The 26,780-nt window shown below is 61.7% G+C and carries 25 protein-coding genes; 12 read left to right on the top strand and 13 right to left on the bottom strand.

Annotated features, from left to right (window positions below):
• Window positions 1–30: 30 nt before the first annotated feature.
• Window positions 31–1,140, bottom strand: coding sequence for an RHE_PE00001 family protein (locus tag GA0061103_RS31875; protein WP_092719242.1), 1,110 nt, complete (start codon window positions 1,138–1,140; stop codon window positions 31–33).
• Between the two features lie 171 nt (window positions 1,141–1,311).
• On the opposite strand from GA0061103_RS31875, the gene GA0061103_RS31870 reads away from it, so the two are divergent.
• Both GA0061103_RS31870 and GA0061103_RS31865 read left to right on the top strand, forming a co-directional pair.
• Window positions 1,312–3,819 carry a heavy metal translocating P-type ATPase gene (locus GA0061103_RS31870; RefSeq protein ID WP_092719239.1) on the top strand — a complete coding sequence of 836 codons (2,508 nt, stop codon included), beginning with the start codon at window positions 1,312–1,314 and terminating at the stop codon, window positions 3,817–3,819.
• Between the two features lie 75 nt (window positions 3,820–3,894).
• Window positions 3,895–4,185: a hypothetical protein gene (locus GA0061103_RS31865; protein ID WP_092719235.1), complete on the top strand. Its 291-nt coding sequence runs from the start codon at window positions 3,895–3,897 to the stop codon at window positions 4,183–4,185.
• A gap of 212 nt (window positions 4,186–4,397) precedes the next feature.
• Here the strand turns inward: GA0061103_RS31865 and GA0061103_RS31860 are convergent, their stop codons facing one another.
• Window positions 4,398–5,588 (bottom strand): acetyl-CoA C-acyltransferase, encoded by a 1,191-nt coding sequence (locus GA0061103_RS31860; protein WP_092719232.1) that lies wholly within the window; start codon window positions 5,586–5,588, stop codon window positions 4,398–4,400.
• A gap of 187 nt (window positions 5,589–5,775) precedes the next feature.
• Between GA0061103_RS31860 and GA0061103_RS31855 the strand changes: the two genes are divergently transcribed.
• Together GA0061103_RS31855 and GA0061103_RS31850 are read left to right on the top strand one after the other, a co-directional pair.
• Window positions 5,776–6,003: a type II toxin-antitoxin system VapB family antitoxin gene (locus tag GA0061103_RS31855; protein WP_092719229.1), complete on the top strand. Its 228-nt coding sequence runs from the start codon at window positions 5,776–5,778 to the stop codon at window positions 6,001–6,003.
• Complete coding sequence (locus tag GA0061103_RS31850; RefSeq protein ID WP_092719226.1) at window positions 6,003–6,398, top strand: type II toxin-antitoxin system VapC family toxin; 396 nt, start codon at window positions 6,003–6,005, stop codon at window positions 6,396–6,398. The genes GA0061103_RS31855 and GA0061103_RS31850 overlap by 1 nt, the downstream gene beginning before the upstream one ends.
• A gap of 42 nt (window positions 6,399–6,440) precedes the next feature.
• Here GA0061103_RS31850 and GA0061103_RS31845 read toward each other — a convergent pair whose 3' ends face one another.
• From GA0061103_RS31845 to hutI, 7 genes are all read right to left on the bottom strand, one after another.
• Complete coding sequence (locus GA0061103_RS31845; protein ID WP_092719223.1) at window positions 6,441–6,746, bottom strand: hypothetical protein; 306 nt, start codon at window positions 6,744–6,746, stop codon at window positions 6,441–6,443.
• A 103-nt stretch (window positions 6,747–6,849) separates the two neighbouring features.
• Entirely contained in the window at window positions 6,850–8,289 is a 1,440-nt protein-coding gene (locus GA0061103_RS31840) for an MFS transporter (RefSeq protein ID WP_092719220.1), read from the bottom strand.
• A 203-nt stretch (window positions 8,290–8,492) separates the two neighbouring features.
• Window positions 8,493–9,155: a sulfite oxidase-like oxidoreductase gene (locus tag GA0061103_RS31835; protein ID WP_092719217.1), complete on the bottom strand. Its 663-nt coding sequence runs from the start codon at window positions 9,153–9,155 to the stop codon at window positions 8,493–8,495.
• A 77-nt stretch (window positions 9,156–9,232) separates the two neighbouring features.
• Complete coding sequence (locus GA0061103_RS31830) at window positions 9,233–9,796, bottom strand: HutD/Ves family protein (protein WP_092719215.1); 564 nt, start codon at window positions 9,794–9,796, stop codon at window positions 9,233–9,235.
• 1 nt (window position 9,797) lies between these two features.
• The gene (gene hutU, locus GA0061103_RS31825) at window positions 9,798–11,483 is read right to left on the bottom strand and encodes a urocanate hydratase (RefSeq protein WP_092719212.1); all 1,686 of its coding nucleotides are present in this window, start codon (window positions 11,481–11,483) and stop codon (window positions 9,798–9,800) included.
• Window position 11,484: 1 nt separating this feature from the next.
• Entirely contained in the window at window positions 11,485–13,020 is a 1,536-nt protein-coding gene (gene hutH, locus GA0061103_RS31820; RefSeq protein ID WP_092719209.1) for a histidine ammonia-lyase, read from the bottom strand.
• On the bottom strand, window positions 13,017–14,273 hold the full coding sequence (gene hutI, locus GA0061103_RS31815; RefSeq protein WP_092719206.1) for an imidazolonepropionase: 1,257 nt from the start codon (window positions 14,271–14,273) through the stop codon (window positions 13,017–13,019). The genes hutH and hutI overlap by 4 nt, the downstream gene beginning before the upstream one ends.
• Before the next feature lie 101 nt (window positions 14,274–14,374).
• On the opposite strand from hutI, the gene GA0061103_RS31810 reads away from it, so the two are divergent.
• Both GA0061103_RS31810 and hutC read left to right on the top strand, forming a co-directional pair.
• A complete protein-coding gene (locus GA0061103_RS31810; protein WP_092719203.1) occupies window positions 14,375–15,718 on the top strand; it encodes a formimidoylglutamate deiminase in 1,344 nt (447 codons plus the stop codon).
• Window positions 15,719–15,797: 79 nt separating this feature from the next.
• Window positions 15,798–16,517 carry a histidine utilization transcriptional repressor HutC gene (gene hutC / locus GA0061103_RS31805; RefSeq protein WP_092719323.1) on the top strand — a complete coding sequence of 240 codons (720 nt, stop codon included), beginning with the start codon at window positions 15,798–15,800 and terminating at the stop codon, window positions 16,515–16,517.
• A 19-nt stretch (window positions 16,518–16,536) separates the two neighbouring features.
• Here hutC and GA0061103_RS35185 read toward each other — a convergent pair whose 3' ends face one another.
• A complete protein-coding gene (locus tag GA0061103_RS35185; RefSeq protein ID WP_167376678.1) occupies window positions 16,537–16,689 on the bottom strand; it encodes a hypothetical protein in 153 nt (50 codons plus the stop codon).
• A 310-nt stretch (window positions 16,690–16,999) separates the two neighbouring features.
• On the opposite strand from GA0061103_RS35185, the gene GA0061103_RS31800 reads away from it, so the two are divergent.
• The 3 genes from GA0061103_RS31800 to GA0061103_RS31790 all read left to right on the top strand — a co-directional run bounded on the left by GA0061103_RS31800 (window position 17,000) and on the right by GA0061103_RS31790 (window position 18,336).
• Entirely contained in the window at window positions 17,000–17,614 is a 615-nt protein-coding gene (locus tag GA0061103_RS31800; RefSeq protein ID WP_092719201.1) for a single stranded DNA-binding domain-containing protein, read from the top strand.
• A gap of 88 nt (window positions 17,615–17,702) precedes the next feature.
• Window positions 17,703–17,936 carry an AbrB/MazE/SpoVT family DNA-binding domain-containing protein gene (locus GA0061103_RS31795; RefSeq protein WP_092719199.1) on the top strand — a complete coding sequence of 78 codons (234 nt, stop codon included), beginning with the start codon at window positions 17,703–17,705 and terminating at the stop codon, window positions 17,934–17,936.
• Window position 17,937: 1 nt separating this feature from the next.
• Window positions 17,938–18,336 (top strand): type II toxin-antitoxin system VapC family toxin, encoded by a 399-nt coding sequence (locus tag GA0061103_RS31790; protein ID WP_092719196.1) that lies wholly within the window; start codon window positions 17,938–17,940, stop codon window positions 18,334–18,336.
• 132 nt (window positions 18,337–18,468) lie between these two features.
• Here the strand turns inward: GA0061103_RS31790 and GA0061103_RS31785 are convergent, their stop codons facing one another.
• Together GA0061103_RS31785 and GA0061103_RS31780 are read right to left on the bottom strand one after the other, a co-directional pair.
• The gene (locus GA0061103_RS31785; RefSeq protein WP_092719192.1) at window positions 18,469–21,627 is read right to left on the bottom strand and encodes an efflux RND transporter permease subunit; all 3,159 of its coding nucleotides are present in this window, start codon (window positions 21,625–21,627) and stop codon (window positions 18,469–18,471) included.
• On the bottom strand, window positions 21,627–22,796 hold the full coding sequence (locus tag GA0061103_RS31780) for an efflux RND transporter periplasmic adaptor subunit (protein ID WP_092719320.1): 1,170 nt from the start codon (window positions 22,794–22,796) through the stop codon (window positions 21,627–21,629). The genes GA0061103_RS31785 and GA0061103_RS31780 overlap by 1 nt, the downstream gene beginning before the upstream one ends.
• A 202-nt stretch (window positions 22,797–22,998) precedes the next feature.
• On the opposite strand from GA0061103_RS31780, the gene GA0061103_RS31775 reads away from it, so the two are divergent.
• Window positions 22,999–23,622 (top strand): TetR family transcriptional regulator, encoded by a 624-nt coding sequence (locus tag GA0061103_RS31775; protein ID WP_092719187.1) that lies wholly within the window; start codon window positions 22,999–23,001, stop codon window positions 23,620–23,622.
• Here GA0061103_RS31775 and GA0061103_RS31770 read toward each other — a convergent pair whose 3' ends face one another.
• Window positions 23,623–24,093, bottom strand: coding sequence for an Lrp/AsnC family transcriptional regulator (locus GA0061103_RS31770; RefSeq protein ID WP_092719183.1), 471 nt, complete (start codon window positions 24,091–24,093; stop codon window positions 23,623–23,625).
• 149 nt (window positions 24,094–24,242) lie between these two features.
• Here GA0061103_RS31770 and GA0061103_RS31765 point away from each other — a divergent pair, with 149 nt between their 5' ends.
• On the top strand, window positions 24,243–24,992 hold the full coding sequence (locus tag GA0061103_RS31765; RefSeq protein WP_092719180.1) for a tryptophan 2,3-dioxygenase family protein: 750 nt from the start codon (window positions 24,243–24,245) through the stop codon (window positions 24,990–24,992).
• A gap of 357 nt (window positions 24,993–25,349) precedes the next feature.
• Window positions 25,350–26,708: an Nramp family divalent metal transporter gene (locus tag GA0061103_RS31760; RefSeq protein ID WP_092719178.1), complete on the top strand. Its 1,359-nt coding sequence runs from the start codon at window positions 25,350–25,352 to the stop codon at window positions 26,706–26,708.
• The last annotated feature ends 72 nt before the right edge of the window (window positions 26,709–26,780 follow it).

Here is a 26,780-nt window from a genome sequence, read left to right as displayed (position 1 = left end):
GCGTCTACCCGCACAGGCCGTTGCAGCGCCTCAAAGCACGCCCCAGCCACGGTAGCGGCCGCGGCCCGTCATCTCGCGCAGACCGAGTTCCGCCACCAGATTGAGCGCGCCTCTGGAGGTGACGCCGACATGACGCGCGATCATTTTCGCCGAAACGATCGGTCGCGACAGCACGATATCGATGACTTCGGGCAGGCTGCTGTTCGACCGCCGGTCCTTGAGCCGGAGCTCCATTTGCAACCGGGCAAGCGAAAGCCGATCGAGCTCCTTCAAGCCCGAATCGGCCGAGAGTGCCATGGCCTCCAGAAAGGCCGTCAGCCGCGTGGTGCGATCCGGCGCGCGGCGACGGTCGTGACGGACTGCTTTCAGGCCGACATTCAGGCAAAAGAGATGGGATGTGACCTTGCCCCGGCTGCGCAGATAGGCGCTGACCAGCAAGCCACCGAGCCAATGCTGCCGCCGCAGCGGCTCGATCCGCTCCCAGGCATCGAAAAGCACCGCCGCCCCGAGAGCGGGCGGCAGCAGATCCGCCTCGCGAATGACAGCGCGCCAGCTCTCCAGCCGCTCGTCCTCATCCCAATCCTCATCACGGATGAGCGCGAGGGGATCGTCAGCATCAACGGTCGGCTGCCGGGCTTCCGGAACGCCGCCGTTCAGGATCTTGTCGGATCGGGCAAGAATCGCGTCGATCTCGGCAAAATCGACGCCGAAATCGTCTTCCTCGTCCTCCGGCTCGTCAGGCTCCAGGGCTGCGGCAGGCATCGAACACGGCGTAATGGCATCTTCGCCTTCGCCGACGTCACCGCGCAAGACGGCAAGACCCGCCGCCTCCAGTCCCCAGGTAGGATCGGCGGTCCAAAGACGGCGCCGGCTGCGCAGCACCGCATGGGCGATGGTCAGCTCGTGCGTCGGTGTGCGCGTATCCATGCGCGCATCGTGCAGGACGAGATCCTCCACATGCACGAGTTCGCCACCGACCCAAAGCGCACCGGCAGCATCGAAAAAGTGCCCGCGCTCGCGAAAACCATCCGCCACCGCATGCCTCAGGACACGCTCATCCAGCCGCGCCAACATATCCTCCGCCTTGACGATGGCAGGCAGAAGCGTGGCGAGCGGCAGTGTGGTCAGATCATATCGCATTGGAATCACATCATTGCATCGATCTTACGGAACTTATCATCGCCGTCCGCGGCGAGATAGGAAGGCGACCCTGTGAACTGTGGATGGCAATCACTATTTTCCGTCTTGACCTTCCAGCGATGGGAAGGTTCATAAAGCTATCCGACGCCCCTTCGGGCAAAGGAGTATGACATGACACCGCACGACGAGCACGATCACGGCCATCATGGCCACGGTCATCACCATCATGATGATGCCGACATTCAGGATTTGGTGATCCGCGATCCCGTCTGCGGCATGACCGTCGATCCCGATGCCGGCAAGCCGTCGCTGGATTATCGCGGCCGTATTTTCCACTTCTGCAGCGACGGCTGCCGTGCAAAGTTCAAGGCTGCACCGGAAAACTACCTCACGGCGAAAGACCCCGTCTGCGACATGGAGGTGGACCGTGCCACCGCCCGCCACTTCCTGAAGCACGAGGGCGAAAAATTCTATTTCTGCTCGGCCAGCTGCAAGGCAAAGTTCGAGGCAAATCCAGCCTCCTATCTCGACGGTAATAAGCCCGTCCCGAAGCCGGTACCGAAGGGCACGCTCTATACCTGCCCCATGCACCCCGAAGTGGTTAGCGACCATCCCGGCGATTGCCCGAAATGCGGCATGGCGCTGGAGCCGATGGGCGTCCCCGCCGCCGATGACGGCCCGAACCCGGAACTCACAGATTTCACCCGCCGGCTCTGGATCAGCGCCGCCCTGTCGCTGCCGCTGCTCGTCATCAGCATGGGCCCGATGGTCGGACTGCCCGTGCGCGACTGGATCGGCGAACCTCTTGCTACATGGGTCGAACTTATGCTGGCGACGCCAGTGGTGCTTTGGGCGGCCCTGCCCTTCTTCCGCCGCGCCTGGAATTCGCTCGTCAACCGCAGCCCCAATATGTGGACGCTGATCGGCCTCGGCGTCGGCACTGCCTATCTCTATAGCGTCGTCGCCACGCTGGCGCCCGGCCTTTTCCCCATGACCTTCGGTGGGCATGGCGGGAGCGTTCCGGTCTATTTCGAAGCCGCTTCCGTTATCGTCGCGTTGGTCTTCGTCGGTCAGGTGCTGGAATTGAAGGCGCGAGAACGCACCGGCTCGGCCATCCGCGCGCTTCTCGATCTCGCCCCGAAAACGGCACGGCGCATCGGCGCCGACGGCAGCGAAACCGATGTGCCTGTCGATGAGATCCAGGCTGGCGACCGATTGCGCGTGCGCCCGGGCGAACGTGTGCCCGTGGACGGTTCCGTCATCGAGGGACAATCGACCATCGATGAATCGATGATTACGGGCGAGCCCCTGCCGGTCGAAAAGACCAAGGGCGACGCCTTGACCGGCGGCACGATCAACAAGAACGGCGCACTCATCATGCAGGTCGAAAAGGTCGGCGCGGAAACGACGCTCTCGCGCATCGTCGAGCTTGTCGCCAAGGCGCAGCGCTCGCGTGCCCCCATCCAGACGATGGTCGACCGCGTCTCCGCTGTCTTCGTACCGGCTGTGGTTGTTGCAGCTATCATCGCCTTCGCCGTCTGGGCCTTTGTCGGGCCGGAACCGAGGCTGGCGCATGCGCTGCTTGCCGCTGTCGCCGTGCTGATCATCGCCTGCCCCTGCGCGCTTGGCCTCGCGACACCCATGTCCATCATGATCGCCACGGGCCGAGGCGCACACGAGGGCGTGCTGGTGCGCGACGCCGAAGCACTGGAACGCTTCGCCAAGGTCGATACGTTAATCGTCGACAAGACTGGCACTCTGACCGAGGGCAAGCCCAACCTGACCGATATCGTCGGGACCAACGGCATCGAGGAAGACTACCTCCTCTCGCTCGCCGCCAGCCTGGAGCGCGGCTCCGAACACCCGCTTGCCGAAGCGATTGTTGCCGGCGTCGAGGAACGCGGTGCGCATTTCGTCGAGATCTCCGGCTTCTCGGCTGTGACAGGCAAGGGCGTCGAAGGCAGAGCCGGCGGCACCGCGATCGCGCTCGGCAATGCCACGATGATGGCCGATCTGGGTGTTGCCACCGACACCATGGCGGCGGAGACCGAGCGCCTGCGCGGCGAAGGCAAGACCGTCATGCTTGTCGCCATCGACAGAAAACTGGCCGGCCTCGTCGCAGTCGCCGACCGGATCAAGCCGACCACGGCAGCCGCCATCAAGGCGCTGCATGACAGCGGCCTGACGATCGTCATGGCGACCGGCGACAATGGTAAGACTGCTGCTGCTGTTGCGAAGCAACTTGGGATCGATGAAGTGCGCGCCGACATGCTGCCGGAAGGCAAGAAAGCGCTCATCGACGAACTACGCGCCAAGGGCCACATCGTTGCCATGGCCGGCGACGGCGTCAACGACGCGCCCGCACTGGCCGCCGCCGATGTCGGCATCGCCATGGGCACGGGCGCCGATGTTGCCATGGAAAGTGCCGGGATCACGCTGGTGAAGGGCGATCTCAACGGCATCGTGCGGGCACGCCATCTCTCGGAAGCGACCATCCGCAACATCAAGCAGAATCTTGCCTTCGCCTTCGGCTACAACGCGCTCGGCGTACCGCTGGCAGCCGGCGTGCTCTATCCGGTCTTCGGTCTGCTTCTCTCGCCGATGATCGCGGCTGCGGCGATGAGCCTGTCCTCGGTCTCTGTCATCGCCAATGCGCTCAGACTGCGGCTGGCGAAGTAGGACAACGCCCGGAAATTGGACACCTCAAACGCCCGATGCCAGTATCCATGCGCCAAATAAGATGACGGACGGAGCATGAACAGGGATCGATTTGAACTGAAGCGGCGAAGCGACGACTTGGTCTATACGTTTCATCGCAAACAACTGTCCGACGGAAAGATCGGCTACCGGCGCGAGGATGCCGACCTCTGGATGAAATTTCGACCTGACTTCGGCTGGGGCGCCTGGGATGATGAAGACAACGCCTTGATCGACAGGCCGTGGAACGTGCCGTTTCCCGAGCAAGATGCCGATTTCCCGCCTGAAGGCGAATGGGTGAGCAAGAAGGGCGCGAAATCCTACGTCTACGACCTGATCTATGTTTAGCAATCGAGTGTGCGTGCCACGTTGCCCCTCACCCCGGCCCTCTCCCCGCAAGCGGGGAGAGGGGGTTTTGGCCGAATAGCCTACGATCTTTCCTTTAAGCTAGCCGTCTGGCGCGGTCGTCCCTTCTCCCCGCAGGCGGGGAGAAGGCTAGGATGAGGGGCCATTCCCGCAGGTGCGGCATCGGCAGATGCACCTGACTTGCCCGAATTCGCTTATCCTACCCGCTCCACAGCGATTGCCGTCGCCTCGCCGCCGCCGATGCACAGCGCAGCAACGCCACGCCGCGCGCCCTGACGCTCGAGCGCATGCAGCAGCGTCACGATCAACCGCGCTCCGGTGGCCCCGATGGGATGGCCGAGCGCGCAGGCACCGCCATTGATGTTGAGACGATCACGCGCAATGCCGAGCTCCTTGGCAGCCGCCATGGCGACGACGGCGAAGGCCTCGTTGATCTCGAAAAGATCGACATCGCCGACCTTCCAGCCCGTCTTGTCGAGCAGCTTACGGATCGCCGGGATCGGCGCGGTCGTGTACCAGGCCGGTTCCTGGGAATGCGTGGCATGCGCCTTGATCTCGGCAAGGATGGGCAATCCCTCGCGCTCGGCAACCGACCGGCGCGTCAGGATCAGCGCTGCCGCGCCATCGGCATTGGCTGAAGCGCTGGCAGCCGTTATCGTGCCATCCTTGCGGAAGGCGGGCTTCAGCGTCGGGATTTTTTCCGGCGAGACCTTTTGCGGATGCTCGTCCTTGGCAATGGTGATCGGGCCGCCCTTGGCCATGACAGAAACCGGCGTGATCTCGGCTTCGAAGGCACCGTTCTCCGTTGCGGCGCGGGCGCGCGACAGAGTCTCGACGGCATAGGCATCCTGATCGTCGCGGCTGAACTGATAGGCCTCGACCGCCATCTCGCCGAAATCGCCCATCGAGCGGCCCTTCTCATAGGCATCTTCCAGCCCATCGAGCATCATATGGTCGAAGATGCGATCATGGCCCATGCGATAGCCGCCGCGTGCCTTGGCGAGCAGATAAGGCGCATTCGACATGGATTCCATGCCACCGGCGATCGCGATCGAGGCCGAACCGGCGAGAAGCAGATCATGCGCCAGCATGGTCGCCTTCATGCCGGAGCCGCAGACCTTGTTGATCGTGGTGGCGCCGACGGCATCCGGCAGGCCAGCCCCGCGAGCAGCCTGCCGGGCCGGCGCCTGTCCCTGCCCCGCGGGCAGGACGCAGCCGAACAGAACTTCATCCACTTTCTCCGCCGAAAGACCGGCGCGCTCCAGCGCGGCACGGATGACATGCGCACCAAGCTCGTGCGCCTGCAACGGCGAAAGATCTCCCTGGAAGCGGCCGAGCGGCGTGCGGGTGGCGGAAACGATGACGACGGGATCAATAGCGGACATAACATCTCCTCACAGTCTTCAAACGGCATCTTGGGCAACAGCAGTAGCACGTTAGATGATGATCGTCATCTAAATATAACAGAGCCATCGACTGATTAATTTGCCACCCGCGTTGCGGACAAAGACATGATTGCCTTGGCAGCAGGCACGACCTATGGATATCCAAATTCAAAGAAGAGGATATTCCATGCCGCTTTACATCAAGGATGATGCCATCGATCGATTGGCGCGGCGCTACCAAGCGCTGACCAAGGCCACCACCAAGACGGAAGCCGTGCGGCTTGCCTTGCAGAAGGCTCTGGATGAGGAGCTGACCAAGCCTGCCCTCGCCGACGTCGCCGTCGCTTTCTGCCGCAATCTCAAGCAGAAGGCCAGCGCCAAGGGCGAAAGCTCCAACGCAATGGGAGACGCCTGATGTTTATCGACGCTTCGGTGTTGTCGGCGATGATGACCGATGAGGAGGAGGCGCGCGCCTTCGCCGTCCGCATACAGCCGGCAACGGCCCGAATGACCTCACCGCTGGCAGCGGTAAATGCCGCAATTCTGATTTCGGGCATCTTGGGATTATCGCCGACCGAGGCTGGCGAAGCCGTCCGCACGTTTCTGCAGCTGATGAACATTCAGCAGCTTGCCGTGCCGCCCCGCGCCGCCGCCTTGGCGACTGAAGCTTACGAGCGCTACAGCCAAGGCGAGCACCCAGCACGCCTCAGCCTCGACGATTGCATGACCTATGCCTGCGCTCGCTATTACCGCCAGCCGCTCTTGTCGAAAAGCGACCGGTTCAAGCAGACGGATATCGAGCTGGCCTGAGCCGCTCCAGCGGAGCGCGGTCAGCTCGATGCGATTTTAGTGTTATGGGCAAAGCGAGGAAGGGCCTGCCGCAAACGTGTTCGAACGCACGCCAACGGAGTTCGGGGCAGCAGCGCATTGCAGGCGGGACATCGAGTCGCCGGCGCGGATCGGACCGGTTACCGACGGATCGGTATTGATCGTGCCATCCGGCAGGATTGCGTCCTTCGAATGATCGACATTGCCGACATCGGTCTGGAACGCCTCGACATTGACGCGCTTGGGATGATGCTTGTGCATCTGCTCTGCCATGGCGGCGCTGGACACGCCGAGGACGAGAGCGGAGATAGCGAGGGTTCTGAGCAGCATGGGACTGCCTCCTGTGGGAGTTGACGCGAATTTCATATGGGAACTGGCAGCCCAATTTACAGCGGCTTGCCTGTCAATATCGTTAAGAATTTGAAGGTTTTGGTCAGGTCTTCACTTTATGGCGGGATACCTCTGCGCCGGCATCGTGCGGCAGGCTGATAAAACGCAATGCGGAGATGCCACCGATAAGGCCAACGACAAGGAAAGCCCAGCGAAAATCGACGAGCGAGAGCGTTTCCCCACCATGAATCGTGCGCGAGAGATTGAGAACGGCGGCAGCGACGGCAACCCCGAGCAGCAGCGAAACCTGCTGCAGCATGCTGGAAAGGGTCGAAGCCGAACTGCGCTGCGCGGCATGGATATCGGCAAAGCCAAGCGTATTCAGCGCCGTGAAATTCATCGACCGCGAAAGCCCGGCAATGAATAGCAGGCAATAGATCAGCAGATCCGGCGTCGATGGAGACACGAACCCGCATCCGGCAATGCTGGCCGATGAAATCAGACCGTTGACGACGAGCACGTTGCGGAAGCCGAAGATCCTCAACATCTGCGTGGTGATCGCCTTCATGCCGAGATTGCCGGCGAAGTAGAACAGCAGATAGGTGCCGGCATCGATCGCCGTGCGGCCGAAGCCGACCTGGAAAAGCAGCGGGATCAGGAAAGGCGTGGCGTTGATCGCGACGCGGCTCGCCGTACCCGCCGAAAGCGTCGACATGGCGAAAGTCTGTACCTTGAAGGCGGAGAGATCGAGCAAGGGCGCATCGACCCTCATGAAGTGCCGGGTGGCGATGACGGAGAAGACCACGCCCGCGGCAATGAGCCCGATGCTGGGTGCCAAGCCCGCGGTTCCCTGGACCACGAATTCCAGACCGGCGAGCAGGAAGGTCAGCCCCGCCGCTGACTGCAGGAAGCCGATGAGATCGAGCCGCGCGACCTTCTCCTCCCGCTGATCCGGTACGAAGCGCAGGACGAGACCAAGGCCGATGATGCCGATCGGGATATTGATCAGGAAGTTCCAGTGCCAGGTGAGATAGGTGGTGATGAAGCTGCCGAGCACCGGGCCGATGACTGGGGCCGTCAGCGCCGGCCATACGATCATCGACATCGCATTCACGAGATCGGACTTGCGGGCATTGCGCAACACGATGATGCGTCCGACAGGCGTCATCAGCGCGCTGCCGAGGCCTTGGACCGCACGAGCGATGATGAACTCGGTGAGATTGCCCGAGAGGCCGCAGAACAGCGACGCCACGGTGAAGATGGCGATGGATGCCAGGAACACCCGCCGGGCGCCATAACGATCGCCAGTCCAGCCGGCAAGCGGCACGAAAGCCGCCATGGTCAGCAGATAGACGGTGATGCCGATGCTCATCGAGACCGGCTCGACGCCAAAACTTACCGCCATCTGCGGCAACGAGGTGGTGATGATCGTCCCGTCCAGAAACTGCATGAAAAAGGAGACGGCGACGACAAAGGCGATGACGCGGGATTGCCGGCCGAAATTGTCTTCGGAAGGCTGTTCTGTGGTCCTGGCAATGGTCATGACGTGAAATTTCAGAAGATAGCGATCAAACGGGCCGGAAGTTGCCGACAACAATCATACGATCATTGAATACGCCCATGATAGCGGCTTGCAAAGCCGCAACCCGAACCGGCGCCATCAAAAATTGGCATAGTGACAAAGAAATCGCGACGCTTGCCGCATCTGCTTTGGCAGCACCGCGTGCGGGTACCTCATGGCGGAAATCAATCGTCCGAGTAGCGCTGCTCCCGCCACGGATCTCCATACATGTGATAGCCGTTTTTCTCCCAGAAGCCGGCCCTGTCAGCACCGATAAGCTCGATGCGGTTCAGCCATTTGGCGCTCTTCCAGAAGTAGAGATGCGGCACGACGAGGCGCATTGGGCCGCCATGTTCGCCGGTCAGCGGCTGCCCCTCCCAGGCGGTCGCCAGGATCGCATCTTCGGCCGCGAAGTCAGCAAGCGGCAGATTGGTGGTGTAGCCGTCGTAGCTCGTCAGCAGCACATGCTGCGCCTCTGCGGTCGGCATGACGAGATTGAGCAGATCGCGTGTCGAAACCCCTTCCCAGCGATTGTCGTAGCGCGACCAGGTCGTCACACAATGAATGTCGCTGACACGGGTGCTCTGCTCGATCGCCTGGAAAGCCGCCCAATCGAGGCTCAGCCGCTTTTCCACGAAGCCGAACACATCGAGCCGCCAGCTCGACAAGGATACCTGCGGCTGCACGCCGAGATCGAGCACCGGCCAGTTCTTCACGAGATGCTGCCCCGGCGGCAGCCGCTCCGTCTCGGGCCGGCTGATACGCCCCGTCAGAAACTTGCCCTCCGCCGCCCAGCGGCGTTTGGAGGTGGTGAGCTTGCTATCGGCGGGGATCTGGTCGTCGCTCATGCAGCTATCCTCTCTGCGGCACAGAGATAGGATAATCGGTGCATGTCCATGTCAAGTCGAAGGTAGTTGATAGTCGACTATATTGCCGCGATGGCGATACAGAACAGCTGCGCCTCGCCCGAGATCGAGTGTCGCTTGGCGCTGTCGTTGGAAATCAAAAGGCAATCGCCTGCACCGAGCCCGGCGCCATCGATATCGGCATTACCGCGATGGCAAAGAACGAGACTGGTCCCCACCTCGAACGCAACTTCAGTGTGCCCATCGACTGAAACCCGCCGCACCGAATGCTTGAAACGTCCCCGCCGTGTCATCACGTTGAGGTCCGTGATTGTCCCGTCGACCAAAGTCGCCGAGGTCGGCGCGTCGGCGGCAAAGGACAGTGGCTCGCTTGCCTGCGTCAGGCGTTCGGGCGCGCGCCCCTCGATTAAGAGGGTCATGCCCTCTCCCTCGAGAATGGATAGCGTGCGATCGATGCCCGGAAAGACCGAAAACGGTCCGTCCGAGGCAACGGTCGCCATGCTGACGCGCCAGTCGAAGTCGGCAAGCCCCACGCCGTCGGGCGAAACGGCGATTTCAACCGTTTCCCCGCCGCCGTTTTTCCAGGGCATGCGCTTGTGGTCACTGTCGCGCAGCAGCTTCATCTCAGTTCCCCAGGATGGCCGGCAGGCGCAGGCCCTGCTGCTTGGCCCAATCAAGCGCGACGTCATAGCCGGCATCGGCGTGGCGCATGACGCCGGTTGCCGGGTCGTTCCAGAGCACGCGCTCCAGGCGCTTGGCCGCATCATCCGTGCCGTCGGCGCAGATGACCATGCCGGAGTGCTGGCTAAAGCCCATGCCGACGCCGCCGCCGTGGTGCAGCGATACCCAGGTGGCACCCGATGCGGTGTTGAGCAGGGCGTTCAAGAGCGGCCAGTCGGAAACGGCATCCGAGCCGTCCTTCATCGCTTCTGTCTCGCGATTCGGCGAGGCGACCGAGCCGGAGTCGAGATGGTCGCGGCCGATGACGACGGGGGCCTTCAGCTCGCCATTCCTGACCATTTCGTTGAAGGCGAGGCCGAGGCGGTGGCGATCGCCGAGACCGACCCAGCAAATGCGTGCCGGCAGGCCCTGGAAGGCGATGCGCTCGCGCGCCATGTCCAGCCAGTTGTGCAGATGGGTGTTGCCGGGGGTGAGTTCCTTCACCTTGGCGTCGGTCTTGTAGATATCTTCCGGGTCGCCGGAGAGAGCAGCCCAACGGAACGGGCCGATACCGCGGCAGAACAGCGGACGGATATAGGCCGGCACGAAGCCCGGGAAGGCGAAGGCGTTTTCAAAGCCTTCGTCCTTGGCGACCTGGCGGATGTTGTTGCCGTAGTCGAGCGTCGGCACACCGGCATTCCAGAAGTCGACCATGGCTTCGACATGCACCTTCATCGAGGCGCGGGCAGCAGCTTCGACGGCCTTCGGATCGCTCTCGCGCTTGGCTCTGTGTTCGGCCACAGTCCAGCCGGCCGGCAGGTAGCCGTTCAGCGGGTCGTGGGCAGAGGTCTGGTCGGTGACGATATCCGGGCGCGGGCCGCCGGCTTTCATGCGCTTCACCAGCTCGGGGAAAATTTCGGCGGCATTGCCGAGCAGGCCGACGGACTTGGCTTCGCCAGCCTTCGTCCACTTGTCGATGAGGGCCAGCGCTTCGTCGAGCGTCTTCGCCTTCTCGTCGACATAGCGGGTGCGCAGGCGGAAATCGATACGGGTTTCGTCACTCTCGACAGCGAGGCAGCAAGCGCCGGCCATGACGGCCGCCAGCGGCTGTGCGCCGCCCATGCCGCCGAGACCGCCGGTCAGGATCCACTTGCCCTTGAGGTTGCCTTCGTAGTGCTGGCGACCGGCTTCGACGAAGGTCTCGTAGGTGCCCTGCACGATGCCCTGCGTGCCGATATAGATCCACGAGCCGGCCGTCATCTGGCCGTACATGGCAAGGCCCTTCTTATCGAGCTCGTTGAAGTGATCCCAGGTCGCCCAATGCGGCACGAGGTTGGAGTTGGCGATCAATACGCGCGGCGCATCCTTGTGGGTGCGGAACACGGCGACCGGCTTGCCCGACTGCACGAGCAGCGTCTCGTCTTCGTTCAGCGTCTTCAGCGTCGCAGCGATACGGTCGAAATCGTCCCAGGTCCGGGCAGCGCGGCCGATGCCGCCATAGACGACCAGCTCGTTCGGGTTTTCCGCAACGTCCGGGTCGAGATTGTTCATCAGCATGCGCAGCGGCGCTTCGGTCAGCCAGCTCTTGGCGTTGAGCTCCGGGCCACGGGGTGCGCGGATTTCGCGGATATTATGGCGTGGGTTGGTCATGTCACATCTCCAAGGAGGGCAGGATGTCGGTTGAAATCGAGGCATTGAGCGCGCCGGAAGCGATGAGGTCGCTGGCGGCCTTCAGGTCATTTGCCATGTAGCGGTCTTCTTCCAGCGACGGCACGGCGGCGCGGATGGCAGCAATGGCAAGGGTCAGTTCCGGGCTGGTCGTCAGCGGCGCGCGCAGCTCGACGCCCTGAGCGGCGGTCAGCGCTTCGATGCCGATAATGCCGAAGAGGTTCTCGGTCATTTGCAGCAGACGGCGCGCTCCGTGGCAGGCCATGGACACATGGTCTTCCTGGTTGGCCGAGGTCGGCGTCGAGTCGACCGAAGCCGGATGCGACATCTGCTTGTTTTCGGACATCAGCGCTGCCGACGTCACTTCGGCAATCATCAAGCCCGAGTTCAGGCCCGGTTTCTTCGCAAGGAAGGCCGGCAGGCCGTAGCTCAGCGCCGGGTCGACCAGCAGCGCGATACGGCGTTGGGCGATCGCGCCGATTTCGCAGACGGCGATGGCGATCTGGTCGGCGGCGAAGGCAACCGGCTCGGCGTGGAAATTGCCGCCGGAAACGACGGAATTGTCAGACAGCACGAGCGGATTGTCGGTGACGGCATTGGCTTCAATTTCCAGCGTGCGTCCGACGGAGCGCAGGAGATCGAGGCAAGCGCCATCGACCTGCGGCTGGCAGCGGATGCAATAGGGGTCCTGCACGCGCTCGTCGCCTTCGATATGGCTCTGGCGGATCACCGAGCCGGCGAGCAGACCGCGAAGGGCGGCGGCGGTATCGATCTGGCCCTTGTGGCCACGCAGCGTATGGATATCGGGATGGAACGGTGCCGAGGAACCCATGGCCGCATCCGTCGACATGCCGCCGGTGATGAGAGCTGCCTGGGCGGCGCGATGAGCGCGGAAGAGGCCGGCAAGCGCCAGTGCGGTCGACACCTGGGTGCCGTTGATGAGCGCCAGGCCTTCCTTGGCGGCGAGCACGACCGGCTTCAGGCCAGCCTTTTCGAGCGCCGCCGCGCCAGAAAGTTGCTCGCCGGCATAAAAGGCTTCGCCGTGACCCATCATGACCGCAGTCATATGTGCCAGCGGAGCAAGGTCGCCCGATGCGCCGACGGAACCTTTTTCAGGGATGACGGGGACGACGCCCTTGTCGAGCATGCCTTCGATCAACCGCACCAGTTCCAGCCGCACGCCGGAGGCGCCACGGCCGAGCGAAACGAGCTTCAGCGACATGATGAGACGAACAACGTTCTCGGGCAGCGGCTGGCCGACGCCACAGCAATGCGACAGAATGAGGTTGCGCTGCAGCGTCGCGACATCGGCGCTGTCGATCTTGATGGATGCAAGTTTGCCGAAGCCGGTATTGATGCCATAGACCGGCGCATTGCCGGCTGCGATTTCGGCGATGCGAGCAGCCGCCTTGGCGATACCGGCATCGAAGGAGGCATCGAGTTTGGCGGGCTCACCGGTCCAATAGATTGCCGCCAATTGCTGCAGCGAAACGGAGCCGGGATGGAGAACGACGGTCATCGGTGGAACCTTTTTCCCTTGAAGACATGGGCATGGAGGGGATTGAAGCCGATGCGGTAGACGAGCTCCGCCAGGCTTTCGACATCCCAGATGGCAAAATCGGCCGACTTGCCGGCCTCGAGCGTGCCGGTTTCGCTCCGCAGACCAAGGGCACGCGCGCCTTCGCGGGTGGCGCCGGCGATGCACTCCTCGACCGTCAGGCGGAAAAGGGTAGCGGCCATGTTCATGGTCAAGAGCAGCGAAGTCAGCGGCGAGGTGCCGGGATTGGAGTCCGTGGCGATAGCGATCGAGACGCCCGCCTCGCGCAGAGCCTGAACCGGCGGCTTCTGCTTCTCGTTGATGGCATAGAAGGCGCCGGGCAGGAGCACCGCAACGGTTCCCGCCGCAGCCATCGCCTTGACGCCATCCTCATCGAGATATTCGACATGATCGGCCGAAAGCGCGCCGTAGGAGGCCGCAAGCTTGGCGCCGCCGAGATTGGAAAGCTGCTCGGCGTGCAGCTTCACCGGAATGCCGAGCGATTTGGCGAGATCGAAAACACGGCCGATTTCCGCCGTCGAAAAAGCAATCCCTTCGCAGAAGCCGTCGACCGCATCGACAAGGCCTTCGGCATGCGCCTGCCGCAAGCCGGGCAACACGACTTCATCGATATAATCGCCGTTACGACCTTTATACTCGGCTGGCGTCGCATGCGCGCCGAGATAGGAGGTGACGACGCGGACCGGGCGAACCTCTTCAAGCCGGCGTGCGGCCCGCAGCATCTTCAATTCGGATTCAATATTCAGGCCGTAGCCCGACTTCACTTCGATGGTGGTAACGCCCTCGGACAACAGCGTATCGAGGCGCGGCAAGGCAGCAGCAACAAGCTCGTCCACCGACAATGCCCGCGTCGCCTTGACGGAAGAGACGATACCGCCGCCGGCACGGGCGATTTCTTCGTAGCTCGCGCCCTCCAGCCGCATTTCGAATTCGCGGGCACGATTGCCGCCATAGACGATATGGGTGTGGCAATCGACGAGGCCGGGGGTCACCCAGCGTCCTTCGAGATCGATGATTTCAGCGCCTGACGTATCGGGCAGATCGGCTTCATGGCCGGCAAAGACGATACGGCCACCTTTGGTCAGGATTGCGCCGTTCTCGATCGCACCGAGCCGTCCCTCGCCCTCTTTCAAGGTCGCAAGGCGGGCATTGCGCCAGACGCGGCTCGCCGCGCTATCTTGTCTGCCATCTTCGGAAAAATTGTTCCCACCCATCAGCTTTACGCCTTTCCTCGTTGGCTCATAATGTATATACATAATCGAAAGGCTGACAAGAGGGATTTTGGACTCCGCGTCCAAAAGGAAAGGGTGAGACCATGACGACACTTCATGCACGCTCGGCACTGCTTGGCGACGGATGGCACGAGAATGTGCGACTGACCCTCGTAGGTGGCCGCATCGCCGAGATCGCGACGGATGTCGCTCCCGAAGCCGGTGACGACAGGCAGGGCGTTCTGGTGCCGGCCATGCCGAACCTGCACAGCCACGCCTTCCAGCGCGCCATGGCCGGCCTAGCCGAAGTTCGCGGCCCGGCCAATGACAGCTTCTGGAGCTGGCGCACCGTCATGTACAAGTTCGCCCTGTCGATGACCCCCGACCATGTCGAGGCGGTCGCCGCGCAGCTCTACATGGAAATGCTGGAAGCCGGCTTCTCCCGCGTCGGCGAATTCCACTATCTGCATCACGACAAGGACGGCAGTCATTATGCCAATGTCGCCGAACTGGCCGAACGTATCGGCGCCGCCAGCGCCGAAACCGGTATTGCGCTGACGCTTCTGCCCGTTTTCTACGCCCATTCCGGCTTTGGCGGTGCTGCCCCCATTGAAGGTCAGCGCCGCTTCATCAATTCCGTCGAGAGCTTCGAAGCCCTCATGGCCGGTTGCCGCTCAGTCACGAGCCGTCTGCCCGGCGCCGAGCTCGGCATCGCGCCGCATAGCCTGCGCGCCGTCACGCCGGAAGAACTGACCAAGCTCGTGCCGATCGCCGGCGACGGGCCGATCCACATCCATGTCGCCGAGCAGGTGAAGGAAGTCGAAGACTGCATCGCCTGGTCGGGTGCCCGCCCGGTGCAATGGCTGCTCGACAACACGCCGATGAACGAACGCTGGTGCCTGATCCACGCCACGCACATGACCGAGGACGAAACCCGGCGCATGGCAAGGAGCGGCGCGATTGCCGGACTTTGCCCGATCACCGAAGCCAATCTCGGCGACGGCGTTTTTGCAGCGCCGCTCTTCCTGGAGGAAGGCGGCCGCTATGGCGTCGGCTCGGATTCCAACATCCTGATTTCGGTGCCCGAGGAGTTGCGGCAGCTCGAATATTCGCAGCGCCTGGCGCTGCGCGCCCGCAACGTCATCGCGACAACAGGCGGTTCGACCGCCCGCATGCTGTTCGATGGTGCTTTGGCCGGCGGCGGCGCCGCCCTGAAGGCGCCGGCAGGCCTTGCCGTCGGCAATCACGCCGATATCGTTTCGCTCGATGTTAGTGCCGTGCCCTACCTCTCCGGCGACCGTATTCTCGATCACTGGACCTTTGCCGGCGGCGTCGAGGTCGATGGTGTTTGGGCGCTGGGCCGCAAGCAAGTCGAAGGCGGTCATCATATCAAACGCGAGGCAATATCGGCGCGATTCCGCAAGGCGATGGCTGAACTCATTGCTTAAATATCGCTTTTCCTCCCATCGATTGGCCCCTAAATAACCTGCGGGAAATCCCATGTCTCACACGGAACAGATGGGCGGTATGACCACGAGCAAAGATGCGACCCTGCATCAGCGTATCCTGAGCGATATCGAGGGCCAGATCGTCTCCGGCGCCTGGCCTCCGGGGCATCGCATCCCGTTCGAGATGGATCTGGCCGAACAATACGACTGCTCGCGCATGACGGTGAATAAGGTGCTGACCCAGCTTGCCCGCGCCGGACTGATCGAGCGGCGGAAGCGCTCGGGCAGCTTCGTCACCCATCCGCAGGCACAATCGGCCGTGCTTGAGATCCATGACATCAAGTCCGAGGTCCTGTCGCTCAATCTGCCCTATTCACACAGGCTGATAAAGCTTGCCGCGCGGCGCGGACGGCCGGAGGACGCGCGCAGGCTGCAGTTTGTCGGTTCTATTCCGGTGATGGAGATCATCTGCATCCACTATGCCGGTCCGCGCCCCTTCTGTCTGGAAGATCGCCTCATCAATCTCGATGCGGTGCCGGAAGCGGCAAAGGCCGATTTCGAGACATTGCCACCAGGTCCCTGGCTACTCAACCAGGTGCCATGGAGCACCGCCGAACACCAGATTCGCGCGATATCGGCCGAAGGCGACGCGGCCGCGAACCTCGATATTCAGAAAGGGACGGCCTGCCTCGTCGTCGAACGACGCACCTGGAGCGCCGCCGGCCCGATAACCCACGTTCGCCTCACCTATCCCGGTGATCGCCACAGCCTTGTGGCTCGTTTCACACCGGCAAGCTGACCGTTTTCCCAGCGCTGTCTCAGGGGCGCTGCGGAGACTCGGTTGGCGGCGGAATGAGGCTTTCGGATTGACGGACAGGCTGGGCGGGATCGACCAGCAGGATACTGAGCGCAATCAGAACCAATGCCAGAATCAACAGGATTCCGATCAGAAGGGGACGAATCGCGGTCATTTCGTTCTCCAATCTCCCCAGCCCAGCGCCAAGCGCGATAGGGAATTCGAGATAACCAGCGCAGTCTAACGGCAAATGTTAAGTAATGCTTGATGTTCCGGGAAATAACAGGCCTTTTCCAAGAATTTCTGGCCGCGCCGGATAAGATCACTCTCACGCTTGTTTGAATGGCGGACAGCGCAGGCGGCGCATAGGATCGCGATGTAGATGGCTTCGAAGCCGTTCCGCGGCTTCCGTCGACCAATTCCAACCTTCTTGTCAAGGACGACCGGCGCATCGCTCGGCCGATATCTCAAGGGAGACCCCACCCATGGATCGCAAACGTCTGATCGCGGCTGCGCTGACGCTCTCCGTCGCCACGCTTGCCGCGTTTCAAAGCGCCGAGACCGCCGAACGTGTAAGGGTGCGCGGCACCGTGGAAAGCCTCGATGGCGACACGCTCAAGGTCAAGTCTCGCGACGGCAAGGACATTACTGTTGCGCTGAAATCCGGCTGGAATGTCGGTGGTGTCATCAAAGCCGCGGTCAGCGACATAAAGCCCGGCGATTTCGTCGGCATCGCCTCGCAGCCGACCGATAGCGGCATCAATGGCGCGATCGAAGTCGTTATCTTCCCGGCCTCGATGAAGGGAACGGGCGAAGGCGACCGTCCCTGGGATTCTGCACCGAACGGCTCGATGACCAACGCCACGGTCTCCAACGCCGTGACCTCTGTCAACGGTCCGACCTTGACGCTCACCTACAAGGGCGGCGAACGAAAGATCAAGATACCCGACGGCACCCCCGTCGTAACGCTGACGTCAGCAACGAAAGCCGATCTGAAGCCCGGTGCCGGCGTCTTCATCACAGGCGAGCAAACCGGCGAGACCACAGTCTCCGCCGACCGCGTCGCCGTCGGCCTCAACGGCACCATGCCGCCGATGTGATAGCTCCTGCGTAGCGGCCAGTCCGTCATCTTGAACTCGATTGCCAAAAGTAATACCTCTTTCTCAGAGATCATTACCGAGGCACGCGATGAGTACGACCGTCACAGCAAAGGGACAGGTTACAATTCCAAAGGCCGTTCGCGACATGCTCGGGATCGGACCTGGAAGCCAGGTCGATTTTCGCCGTATGTCCGACGGTAGTATCGTTGTCGTCCCGGTTGACGCGCAGAAGCAGACGAGCCGGTTCACAAAATTCCGTGGTCATGCCGGAAAAGGAATGACCACGGACGAAATCATGGCTTTGACGCGCGGCGACAAGTGACGTGATTTTCGTCGATTCCAACGTGCTGCTGGATATCATCACGAACGACCCTGTCTGGTACGATTGGTCGATCGCGCAGCTTGATGCCGCAAGTCTTCTCGGGCCCTTATGCATCAACGACGTGGTCTATGCCGAAATATCCGTGCGTTACGACAGGATCGAAGACCTCGACGAAATGCTTGCAGAGACCGGCCTTCGCATTGAGCCGATCCCGCGTGCAGCGCTTTTTCTCGCCGCCAAAGTTTTCGCTCAATATAGAAAATCGGGTGGAACACGTAGCGGTGTTCTGCCCGATTTTTTCATTGGCGCCCACGCGGCCGTCAGCGGACTATCTCTCCTGACGCACGATACGAGTCGCTTCCAGACCTATTTCAGATCGGTCACGCTCATCAGCCCTTAGAGCAATTCCAGGAAAAGTGGGCAGCGGTTTTCCGTCCGGAATTGCGCGAATACAAAGAGGTAGAGCCTTTTCGCGATTCGAAGAAAAGCGAAAAGGCTCTAGGAAAGCTGAGGCGGGACGAAACAGGAAATCCTATTCCGCCGCCTGCGCATGCGGGCGATGCTCGATTGCATCGTCCTCGTCATCCTCTACCGGCTTCGGCTGTTTCCAGGCGATCAGGCGGTAGAACATCGGAATGAAGAAGGTGGCGATGAAGGTCGCCGCCAGCATGCCGCCGATGACGCCGGTGCCGATGGCATGGCGGCTCGCCGAGCCTGCGCCCGTGCTGATGGCCAGCGGCACGACACCGAGGATGAAGGCGAGCGAGGTCATCACGATCGGGCGGAAGCGCAGTCGCGCCGCCTCAAGTGCTGCTTCCGCCGCGCTCATGCCGTCCTTGCGCTTCAGCACGGCGAACTCGACGATCAGAATGGCGTTCTTTGCCGCCAAGCCGATCAGAGTCACCATGCCGATCTGGAAGTAGACGTCGTTGGTGAGCCCGCGCAGATAGGTGGCCAGCAACGCACCGAACAGCGCGAAGGGGATCGCAGTGATGACGGCAAGCGGCAGGCTCCACTTTTCATACTGCGCAGCGAGGATCAGGAACACCATGATGACGCCGAAGATCATCGCCTGCGTGCCAGCGCCGCTCGTCTCCAGCTCCTGATAGGCAGACCCCGTCCAGGCGATCTGGAAACCTTGCGGCAAGGTCTCGGCCGCCACTTGCTGCATCGCCTTGATCGCATCGCCTGACGTATAGCCGGGCGCCGGATTGCCGGTGATCTTGGCGGCATTGAAGGCGTTGTAGCGTTCGAGCTGGTCCGGCCCGATAGCACGCGTCACCTTGATGAGCGTGTCGAGCGGGATCATCTTGCCGCTGTCGGAGCGAACGAAGACCTGGCGCAGATCGTCGGGCGACTCGCGGAATGGCGCTTCCGACTGCAGGTTGACCTGATAGTTGCGGCCATAGAGCGTGAAATCGTTCACGTAAAGGCTGCCGAAGGTCGCCTGCATGGCGTCGAAGACGGAGTTGATCGGCACGCCGAGCGCCTTGGCCTTCTCGCGGTCGAGATCGGCGCGGAACTGCGGAACGTTGGTGTCGAGCGTCGTGCGGACACCGGCAAGCTCCGGCCGCTTGGAGGCTGCCGCGACAAGCTTCTGCGCCTCATCGGAAAGCCCTGCGACGCCCTTGCCGCTGCGGTCCTGCAGATAGACCTCGAAACCGCCGGTCGTCGAAAGACCCATGATCGGCGGCGGGTTGAAGGCGAGCACCATGGCATCCTTGATGCCCATATTGGCCCCGATCATCGGGCCTGCGAGATTGCGGGCGTCGAGTTCCGGCGTCTTGCGCTCGCTCCAGTCCTTCAGCGTCACGAAGGCGACGCCGGCACTGCTTTTCAGGCCGCCCGACAAGAGGTCGAAGCCCGAGACCGCAAAGACGTTCTCGACACCGGGCAGTTTCTGGGTGTTGACCATCGCCTCATCCATGACCGCCTGCGTGCGCGTCAGCGACGCCGCCGGCGGCAGGATGGCGATCTGGAACAGCGATCCCTGATCTTCGTCCGGCACCAGCGATCCCGGCAGCGTATAGAAGAGATAGCCGGTCACGCCGAGCAGGCCGGCAACCAGAACGCAGCCGACGATGACGCGCTTCAGGAAGAAGGCGACGCCCGCGGCGTAACCCTCAGTCAGCCGGTCGAAGGCGCGGTTGAAGATGCGGAACGGCAGGACCGGTTCGTGATGGCCGGGCTTCAGGATCAGCGCGCAGAGTGCCGGCGTCAGTGTCAGCGCCACGATACCGGAGAGCGTGACCGAGATCGCGATGGTGACGGCGAACTGCTTGTACATCTGACCGGCGAGGCCGCCCATGAAGGACACGGGAATGAAGACCGCGCAGAGCACGAGCACGATGGCGATGACCGGACCCGTTACCTCGCCCATCGCCTTGATGGCTGCCTTCCTCGGCGACAGCTTCTCGGTCGACATCAGACGCTCGACGTTTTCGAGCACGACGATGGCGTCGTCGACGACGATACCGATCGCGAGCACCAGTCCGAACAGCGTCAGCAGGTTGATCGAGAAGCCGAGTATGTACATGCCGGCGAAGGTGCCGATGATCGAGATCGGAACGGCGATCACGGGAATCAGCGTCGCCCGCCAGTTCTGCAGGAAGACGAAGACGACGATGATGACGAGGAGGATCGCCTCGATGAAGGTCTTGATCACCTCCTCGATCGACACCTGGATGAATTTCGTCGTGTCGTAGGGAATCTCGTAGGCGACGCCCTGCGGGAATGACTTCTGCAGCTCATCCAGACGCGTTTTCAGCGCCTTCATCGTGTTCAAGGCATTGGCGCCGGGCTGCAGATAGACGGCGATCGGGATCGCCGGCGTACCATTGAGACTGCTCTGAACGGAATAGCTCTTGGTGCCGAGTTCGATGCGCGCTACGTCCTTCAACCTGAGTGTCGCGGCATTGGCGGTCGAACGCAGGATGATTTCGCCGAAGGCGTCGACATCGGGCAGGCGCCCCTGCGTCGTCACGGTATAGGTGAAGGCCTGCGGATTGTTGCTCGGCTGATCGCCGAATCGGCCGGCGGCAAACTGCGAGTTCTGCTCCTGGATGGCGGTCGCGACATCGCTCGGCGTCAGATTATACTGTGCCAGCTTGTCCGGCCGCAGCCAGATACGCATCGAATAGTCGATATCGCCAAGCAGGTTGACATCGCCCACGCCCGGAATGCGCTTGAGATCGTCGATGACGTTGAGCAGCGCATAATTGCCGACATAGGCGCGGTCGTAGCGGCTGTCGGTCGAATACATGGCGATGAAGCCGAGGATCGAGGTCGAGCGCTTGGTGACGACGACGCCGAGGCGCGTCACATCCTGAGGCAAAGTCGAGACTGCGCGCTGCACACGGTTGTTGACGTTGATCGCCGCCTGGTCCGGGTCCGTGCCGAGCGCGAAGGTCACCGTGATCTGCATGGAGCCGCTGTTGGAGTTCGTCGACTGCATGTAGAGCATGTTTTCGACGCCGTTGATCTGCTGCTCCAGCGGAGCCGCAACGGTCTGCGCCACCGTCTCGGCGCTGGCGCCGGGATAGGTGGCCGTCACCACCACCTGCGGCGGCGTCAGCTCCGGATATTGCGCGATCGGCAGGATGCGCAGGCAGACCGCGCCCGCAAGCAGGATGACGATCGAGATCACCGCCGCGAAGACGGGGCGGTCGATAAAGAATCTGTTGCCCAACATCAGTTCTGCGCCACCTTGTTCGTATCCTTGGGCGATGCATCCGCCGTCGCCTGCACCGGTGCGCCCGGGCGCACCTTGATGATGCCTTCGGTGATCAGCCTGTCGCCGGCCTTGAGGCCGGACAGCACCAGCCAGCTATTGCCGATCTTCTGGCCGAGCGTCACGGGATTGACGTGCGCCTTGCCGTCCTGGTCGATCGTATAGACGAACTGTCCCTGCGGGCTCTGCATCAGCGCCACTTCCGGGATGGTGATGGCGTTGTCGAGCGAAACGCCCGTCACCTTCGCGCGCACGAACTGACCCGGCAGCAGACGGCGATCGGGATTGTCGACCACGGCGCGAGCCTGCAGGGTGCCGGTGGACACATCGATCGTGGATGACGTGAAGTCGACGACACCGTCATGATCGTAGGACGAGCCGTCGCCGAACGAGATCTTGACGCCGAGGTTCGGCGCCTCGCCCTTAGCCTTCTTCATGTCGATCAGCCGGCGCACTTCGGCAGCTTCCGCATCGGAAAAGGAGAAGTTGACATAGACCGGGTCGAGCTGGGTGATGCTGGTTAGCAGGCCGCTATCGCCCGTCGTGCCGATGAGACTGCCTTCGGAGACCTGCTCCAGGCTGGTAATACCGCCGACCGGCGCGGTGACCTGCGTATAGTCGAGATTGAGTTGGGCCGTCTGCAGCTGCGCTTGCGCGGCAGCGACAGCGGCGTCCGCCAGCTCCCGCGCCGAAATGGCATCATCGCGAGCCTTCTGCGTCGCGGCATTCTGCTGGAAGAGCGTGACGTTGCGCTTCTCTTCGCGCTGCGTCTGGGTCAGCTGAGCCTGGCTCTGCTGCAATTGCGCCTGGGCCTGGGCAAGCGCTGCCTTGTACGTTGCCGGATCGATGAGGAACAGCACGTCGCCGGCCTTCACTTCCGCACCTTCGATAAAGTTCCTTTTCAACAGGATACCGCCAACGCGCGCCCGCACATCGACTTGCCTAAAGGCAGAGATGCGCGCAGCATATTCATAAGAGAGCGCCACGGTCTGCGGCTTGACATCGACCACCGTCACCTGCGGCGGCGGCATCTGTCCGGCTTGCTGCGCGAAGGAGGAAGACGCGCAGAAAAAGAGCAGTCCGGCTGCAATGAGACTGCTGCGCAGGAGGAGGGATTTATGCGTCGTCATGGGAAAATCACCGCGAGATTCGACATTCTTGTTGCGGCGCAATATACAAACATACATGAATGATTGTAAACATCAAATCGATGTGACTTTTGCGACTAAGATCGGAAGTCGCCCGACGGCTTCAGATATTAACGCATGAAATCATGGACATAAGACGAGGCGAAATTCCCCCTTTTCGCCCGCAAAAGTTTTGAGGAGGCGCATGCGCAGAACGAAGGAAGATGCCGCCAAGACCCGCGAGGAAGTCCTTAGCGCCGCCGCCGAGATCTTCTATGAAAATGGCGTCAGCGGATCGAGCCTCGAGAAGATCGCCCAGCGCGCCGGCGTTACGCGCGGTGCGATCTACTGGCATTTCAAGGACAAGGCCGAGGTCTTGACGGCGCTGCATAAGGAGATCCGCCTGCCGCAGGAGACAATCGTCGACTATGCGATTGCTCACGGCCATGACGATCCCCTCGGCCTGATCGAGAATGCTGCAATCGACGTCCTGCAGATCCTGGTGAACGACGAGCATCAGCAGCGCGTCTTCGCCATCATGATCCTCGGCTGCGAGTTTACGGAACACCTGTCCGATGCAGCCCAGCGTATCATTACGGCCAATGCCGAAATGTTCGGCAAGCTGCAGAAACTGATCGAGATGGCGGATGGGCAGAGCGCGCTTGCACCGCTATGGACCGCCGATTCCGCCGCCCGCGCCATTCAATGCTCGATGAATGGGCTCCTGGCCGAGTGGCTTCGATCCGGCAAATCCTTCCCCTTGGTCGATGTCGGCGAACGGCTGATACGTAGCCTGGTCGGCTCGATGCGGAGCGGCGGCAAGCAGTAGCTATCCTTCGGCGTGCCGCACCGCCTCTGCAAGCGAGATGTCCGACTTGATCTCCCGCGTCGACATCGACGTCACGGTGTGCCGGACGCCGGGCAGCCTGTTCAGCTCCTGCCGAAGCAACCGGTCGAGGGCCGCCATGTCGGTCGCCAGAATATGCAGGAGATAGTCGGCCTCGCCCGTCGTCGCATGGCAACGCCAGATCAGCGGATGGCGGCGCACGGCGGCCTCAAACGCATCGAAACGCTCGACATCGATCGACACCTGCACGAAGGCCTCCAGCCCGAAGCCGAGCTTGGCCGGGTCGAGAAGCGTCCTGTACCCCCGGATCACGCCCGCTTCCTCCAGCGCCTTTACGCGCTTCCAGCATGGCGTCTTGCTGAGACCGGCCAGATCGGCAAGCGCCGCGAAGGAGAGGCGGGCGTCGGCCTCCAGCGCGGTAATGATCTTATGGTCGAGCGCGTCCAATTCCATCGTTCTCTCCATGACCGCAAGAATGATCGATCGTACTCCATTTTTCCAGATTTGAATGACAAATAGGAACAATGTTCAAGCTGAATTTCGTATCCTTGAAAGCGGGCAAATATGCTTGACGGCCGAGAGCCGGAACAAAGGGAACGAAGATGCAGAAGAAAGATTATTACGCGCGCATCGAGGCGCCCGAAATGCGCGACTATGGCGTCTACCTGCAGTGCGACAAGCTGCTCGCCTGTCAGAAACCGTTGAACGGCATGGTCAACGGCGACGAACTGCAGTTCCAGATCGTCCATCAGGTCGAAGAACTCTGGATGAAGCTGATGGCCTATACGCTAGTCGATGTCATCGGTTTCATGCAGGAGCGCAATACGCATCGCGTCGTGACCCTTATGGGTCGCGTGCATCGGATCATGCGCATGATGACGACTCAGCTCGATCTTCTGGAAACCATGTCGCCGAAGGAATATCAGCAAATCCGCCTGCAGCTCGGCAATGGCAGCGGCCAGGAATCGCCCGGCTTCGGGTTTCTGCTGCGCATGCCGCCGGATCTGTGGCATGCCTTCAAGGCGAACTATCTCGATGCTGCCGGCCTGACGGTCGCGGATATCTATGACGGCAAATACGATCACGGCGACAGTTACGTGGTCGCCGAGGCGCTAGTGGAATATGACGAGTTGTTCCAGAAGTTCCGCGCCAATCACCTCTATCTGATCCAGCGTTCCATCGGCCTCGGCTCGAAATCGTTGAAAGGCCGTCCCGTCGAGCTGCTGCAGGCCGGCACGCGCCATCGCTTCTTCCCCGATCTATGGGATATTCGCCACGAAATGACCGATCGCTGGGGTGGCCAATATGGCATCGTCCGCGATTCCATTTCCAAGCATGACGCCGCCGAATAGGCTCTGACCGGCGACCGCCTTCCGCTGCTTCGGTAGCGGAGGGCCTCCTTGCTCGGACGAGATTTAGCGAGCTGCGCCAAGCCTCGGCTCTCTCGCTCCAAGACGCATCGGCCCGCCATGGGCGAAACGACACCGTCTCGCCGCTCGCATCCCCCTGGTTGATCCAACTTTCCCTTCACAGACGCAGGCATTACCAGCGCCGCCCATCTCGACACCCGTCTCCTAGGCAAACGACCGGCAGGCCAAGGCTTCGGCCGGAGACGATGCAATGACCATTGAAATATAGCCTATTGCATAATTCTGATATCGGTCATATTTATTTAGTAGTCTCATAGCATGACCCTCCCGGAGCCCCGCATGACGCAAGTTCAGGAAGCTGCAGTAGAGCGGCGCGCATGGCAGTTTGCCAGCCGCGACGAGGACGATCGTCCGAGCCTTCCGGAAGTCAACGCCACGGTCAAGGTTCCTCATGGCGGCAGCTGGATTCGACGCCTGCTGGCTTTCGTCGGCCCCGGTTACATGATTTCCGTCGGCTATATGGACCCCGGCAACTGGGCGACCGATCTCGCCGGCGGCGCGCAGTTCGGTTATACGCTTCTCACCGTGATCATGCTGTCGAACCTGATGGCGATCCTGCTGCAGGCGCTGTCGGCAAGGCTCGGCATCGCCACCGGCCGCGATCTCGCCCAGGCCTGTCGCGATCACTATCCGCGGCCGGTCAATCTGGCGCTGTGGTTTGCCTGTGAGCTCGCCATTATCGCCTGCGATCTTGCCGAAGTCATCGGCACGGCGATTGCCCTGCAGTTGCTCTTTGGAATTCCGCTGATCGGCGGCGCGCTGATCACCGCGCTGGACGCCTTCTTATTGCTGTTGCTGATGAGCAAGGGCTTCCGCTACCTCGAAGCTTTCGTCATCGCGCTGCTGATCGTCATCGCCACCTGTTTTGCGATCCAGATCGCAGCCGCGGCGCCGCCGGTAGCAGCGATCCTCCAGGGCTTCATCCCCTCGCCCGAAATCGTCACCAATCACGAGATGCTCTATATCGCCATGGGGATCATCGGCGCGACAGTCATGCCGCATAACCTCTATCTGCATTCCTCGATCGTGCAGACCCGCGCCTACAAGCGCACCGAAGAAGGTCGCCGCGACGCCATCAAATGGGCAACGATCGACAGCACCGTCGCGCTGATGCTGGCACTCTTCGTCAATGCCGCGATCCTGATCGTCGCAGCCGCCGCCTTCCACACCAGTGGCCATTCCGATGTCGCCGAGATCAGCCAGGCTTACGAGCTGTTGTCGCCGCTGCTCGGCCTCGGTATCGCCTCCACCCTTTTTGCGATCGCGTTGCTCGCATCCGGCCTCAACTCGACCGTGACGGCGACGCTTGCCGGCCAGATCGTGATGGAGGGCTTTCTCCGGCTCAGGATTCCGCACTGGGCAAGGCGACTTTTGACCCGCGGCCTCGCAATTATTCCGGTTGTGTGCGTGACCGCCATTTATGGTGAAAAGGGCACTGCGAACTTGCTCGTGCTGAGCCAGGTCGTGCTATCAATGCAATTGCCCTTTGCCGTCATCCCCCTGGTCCAATTCGTCACGAATCGCGAGAAAATGGGCAGTTTCGTCATCTCCAGAAGCATCGCCATTCTGTCTTGGATAGTTGCCGCGATCATCCTGGCGCTGAACTTCAAACTGCTCTACGACACCATCTTCGGTTGACGAATCATCTTGAACGCGCGAATCTCGCCCTGTGGATGATCACGGCAGTTAACCGACTCGTAATATTTGCCT

This window comes from Martinezella multihospitum (assembly GCF_900094585.1).
GTDB classification, from domain to species: domain Bacteria; phylum Pseudomonadota; class Alphaproteobacteria; order Rhizobiales; family Rhizobiaceae; genus Rhizobium; species Rhizobium multihospitium.
This window is presented reverse-complemented; position numbering and strand designations above follow the sequence as displayed.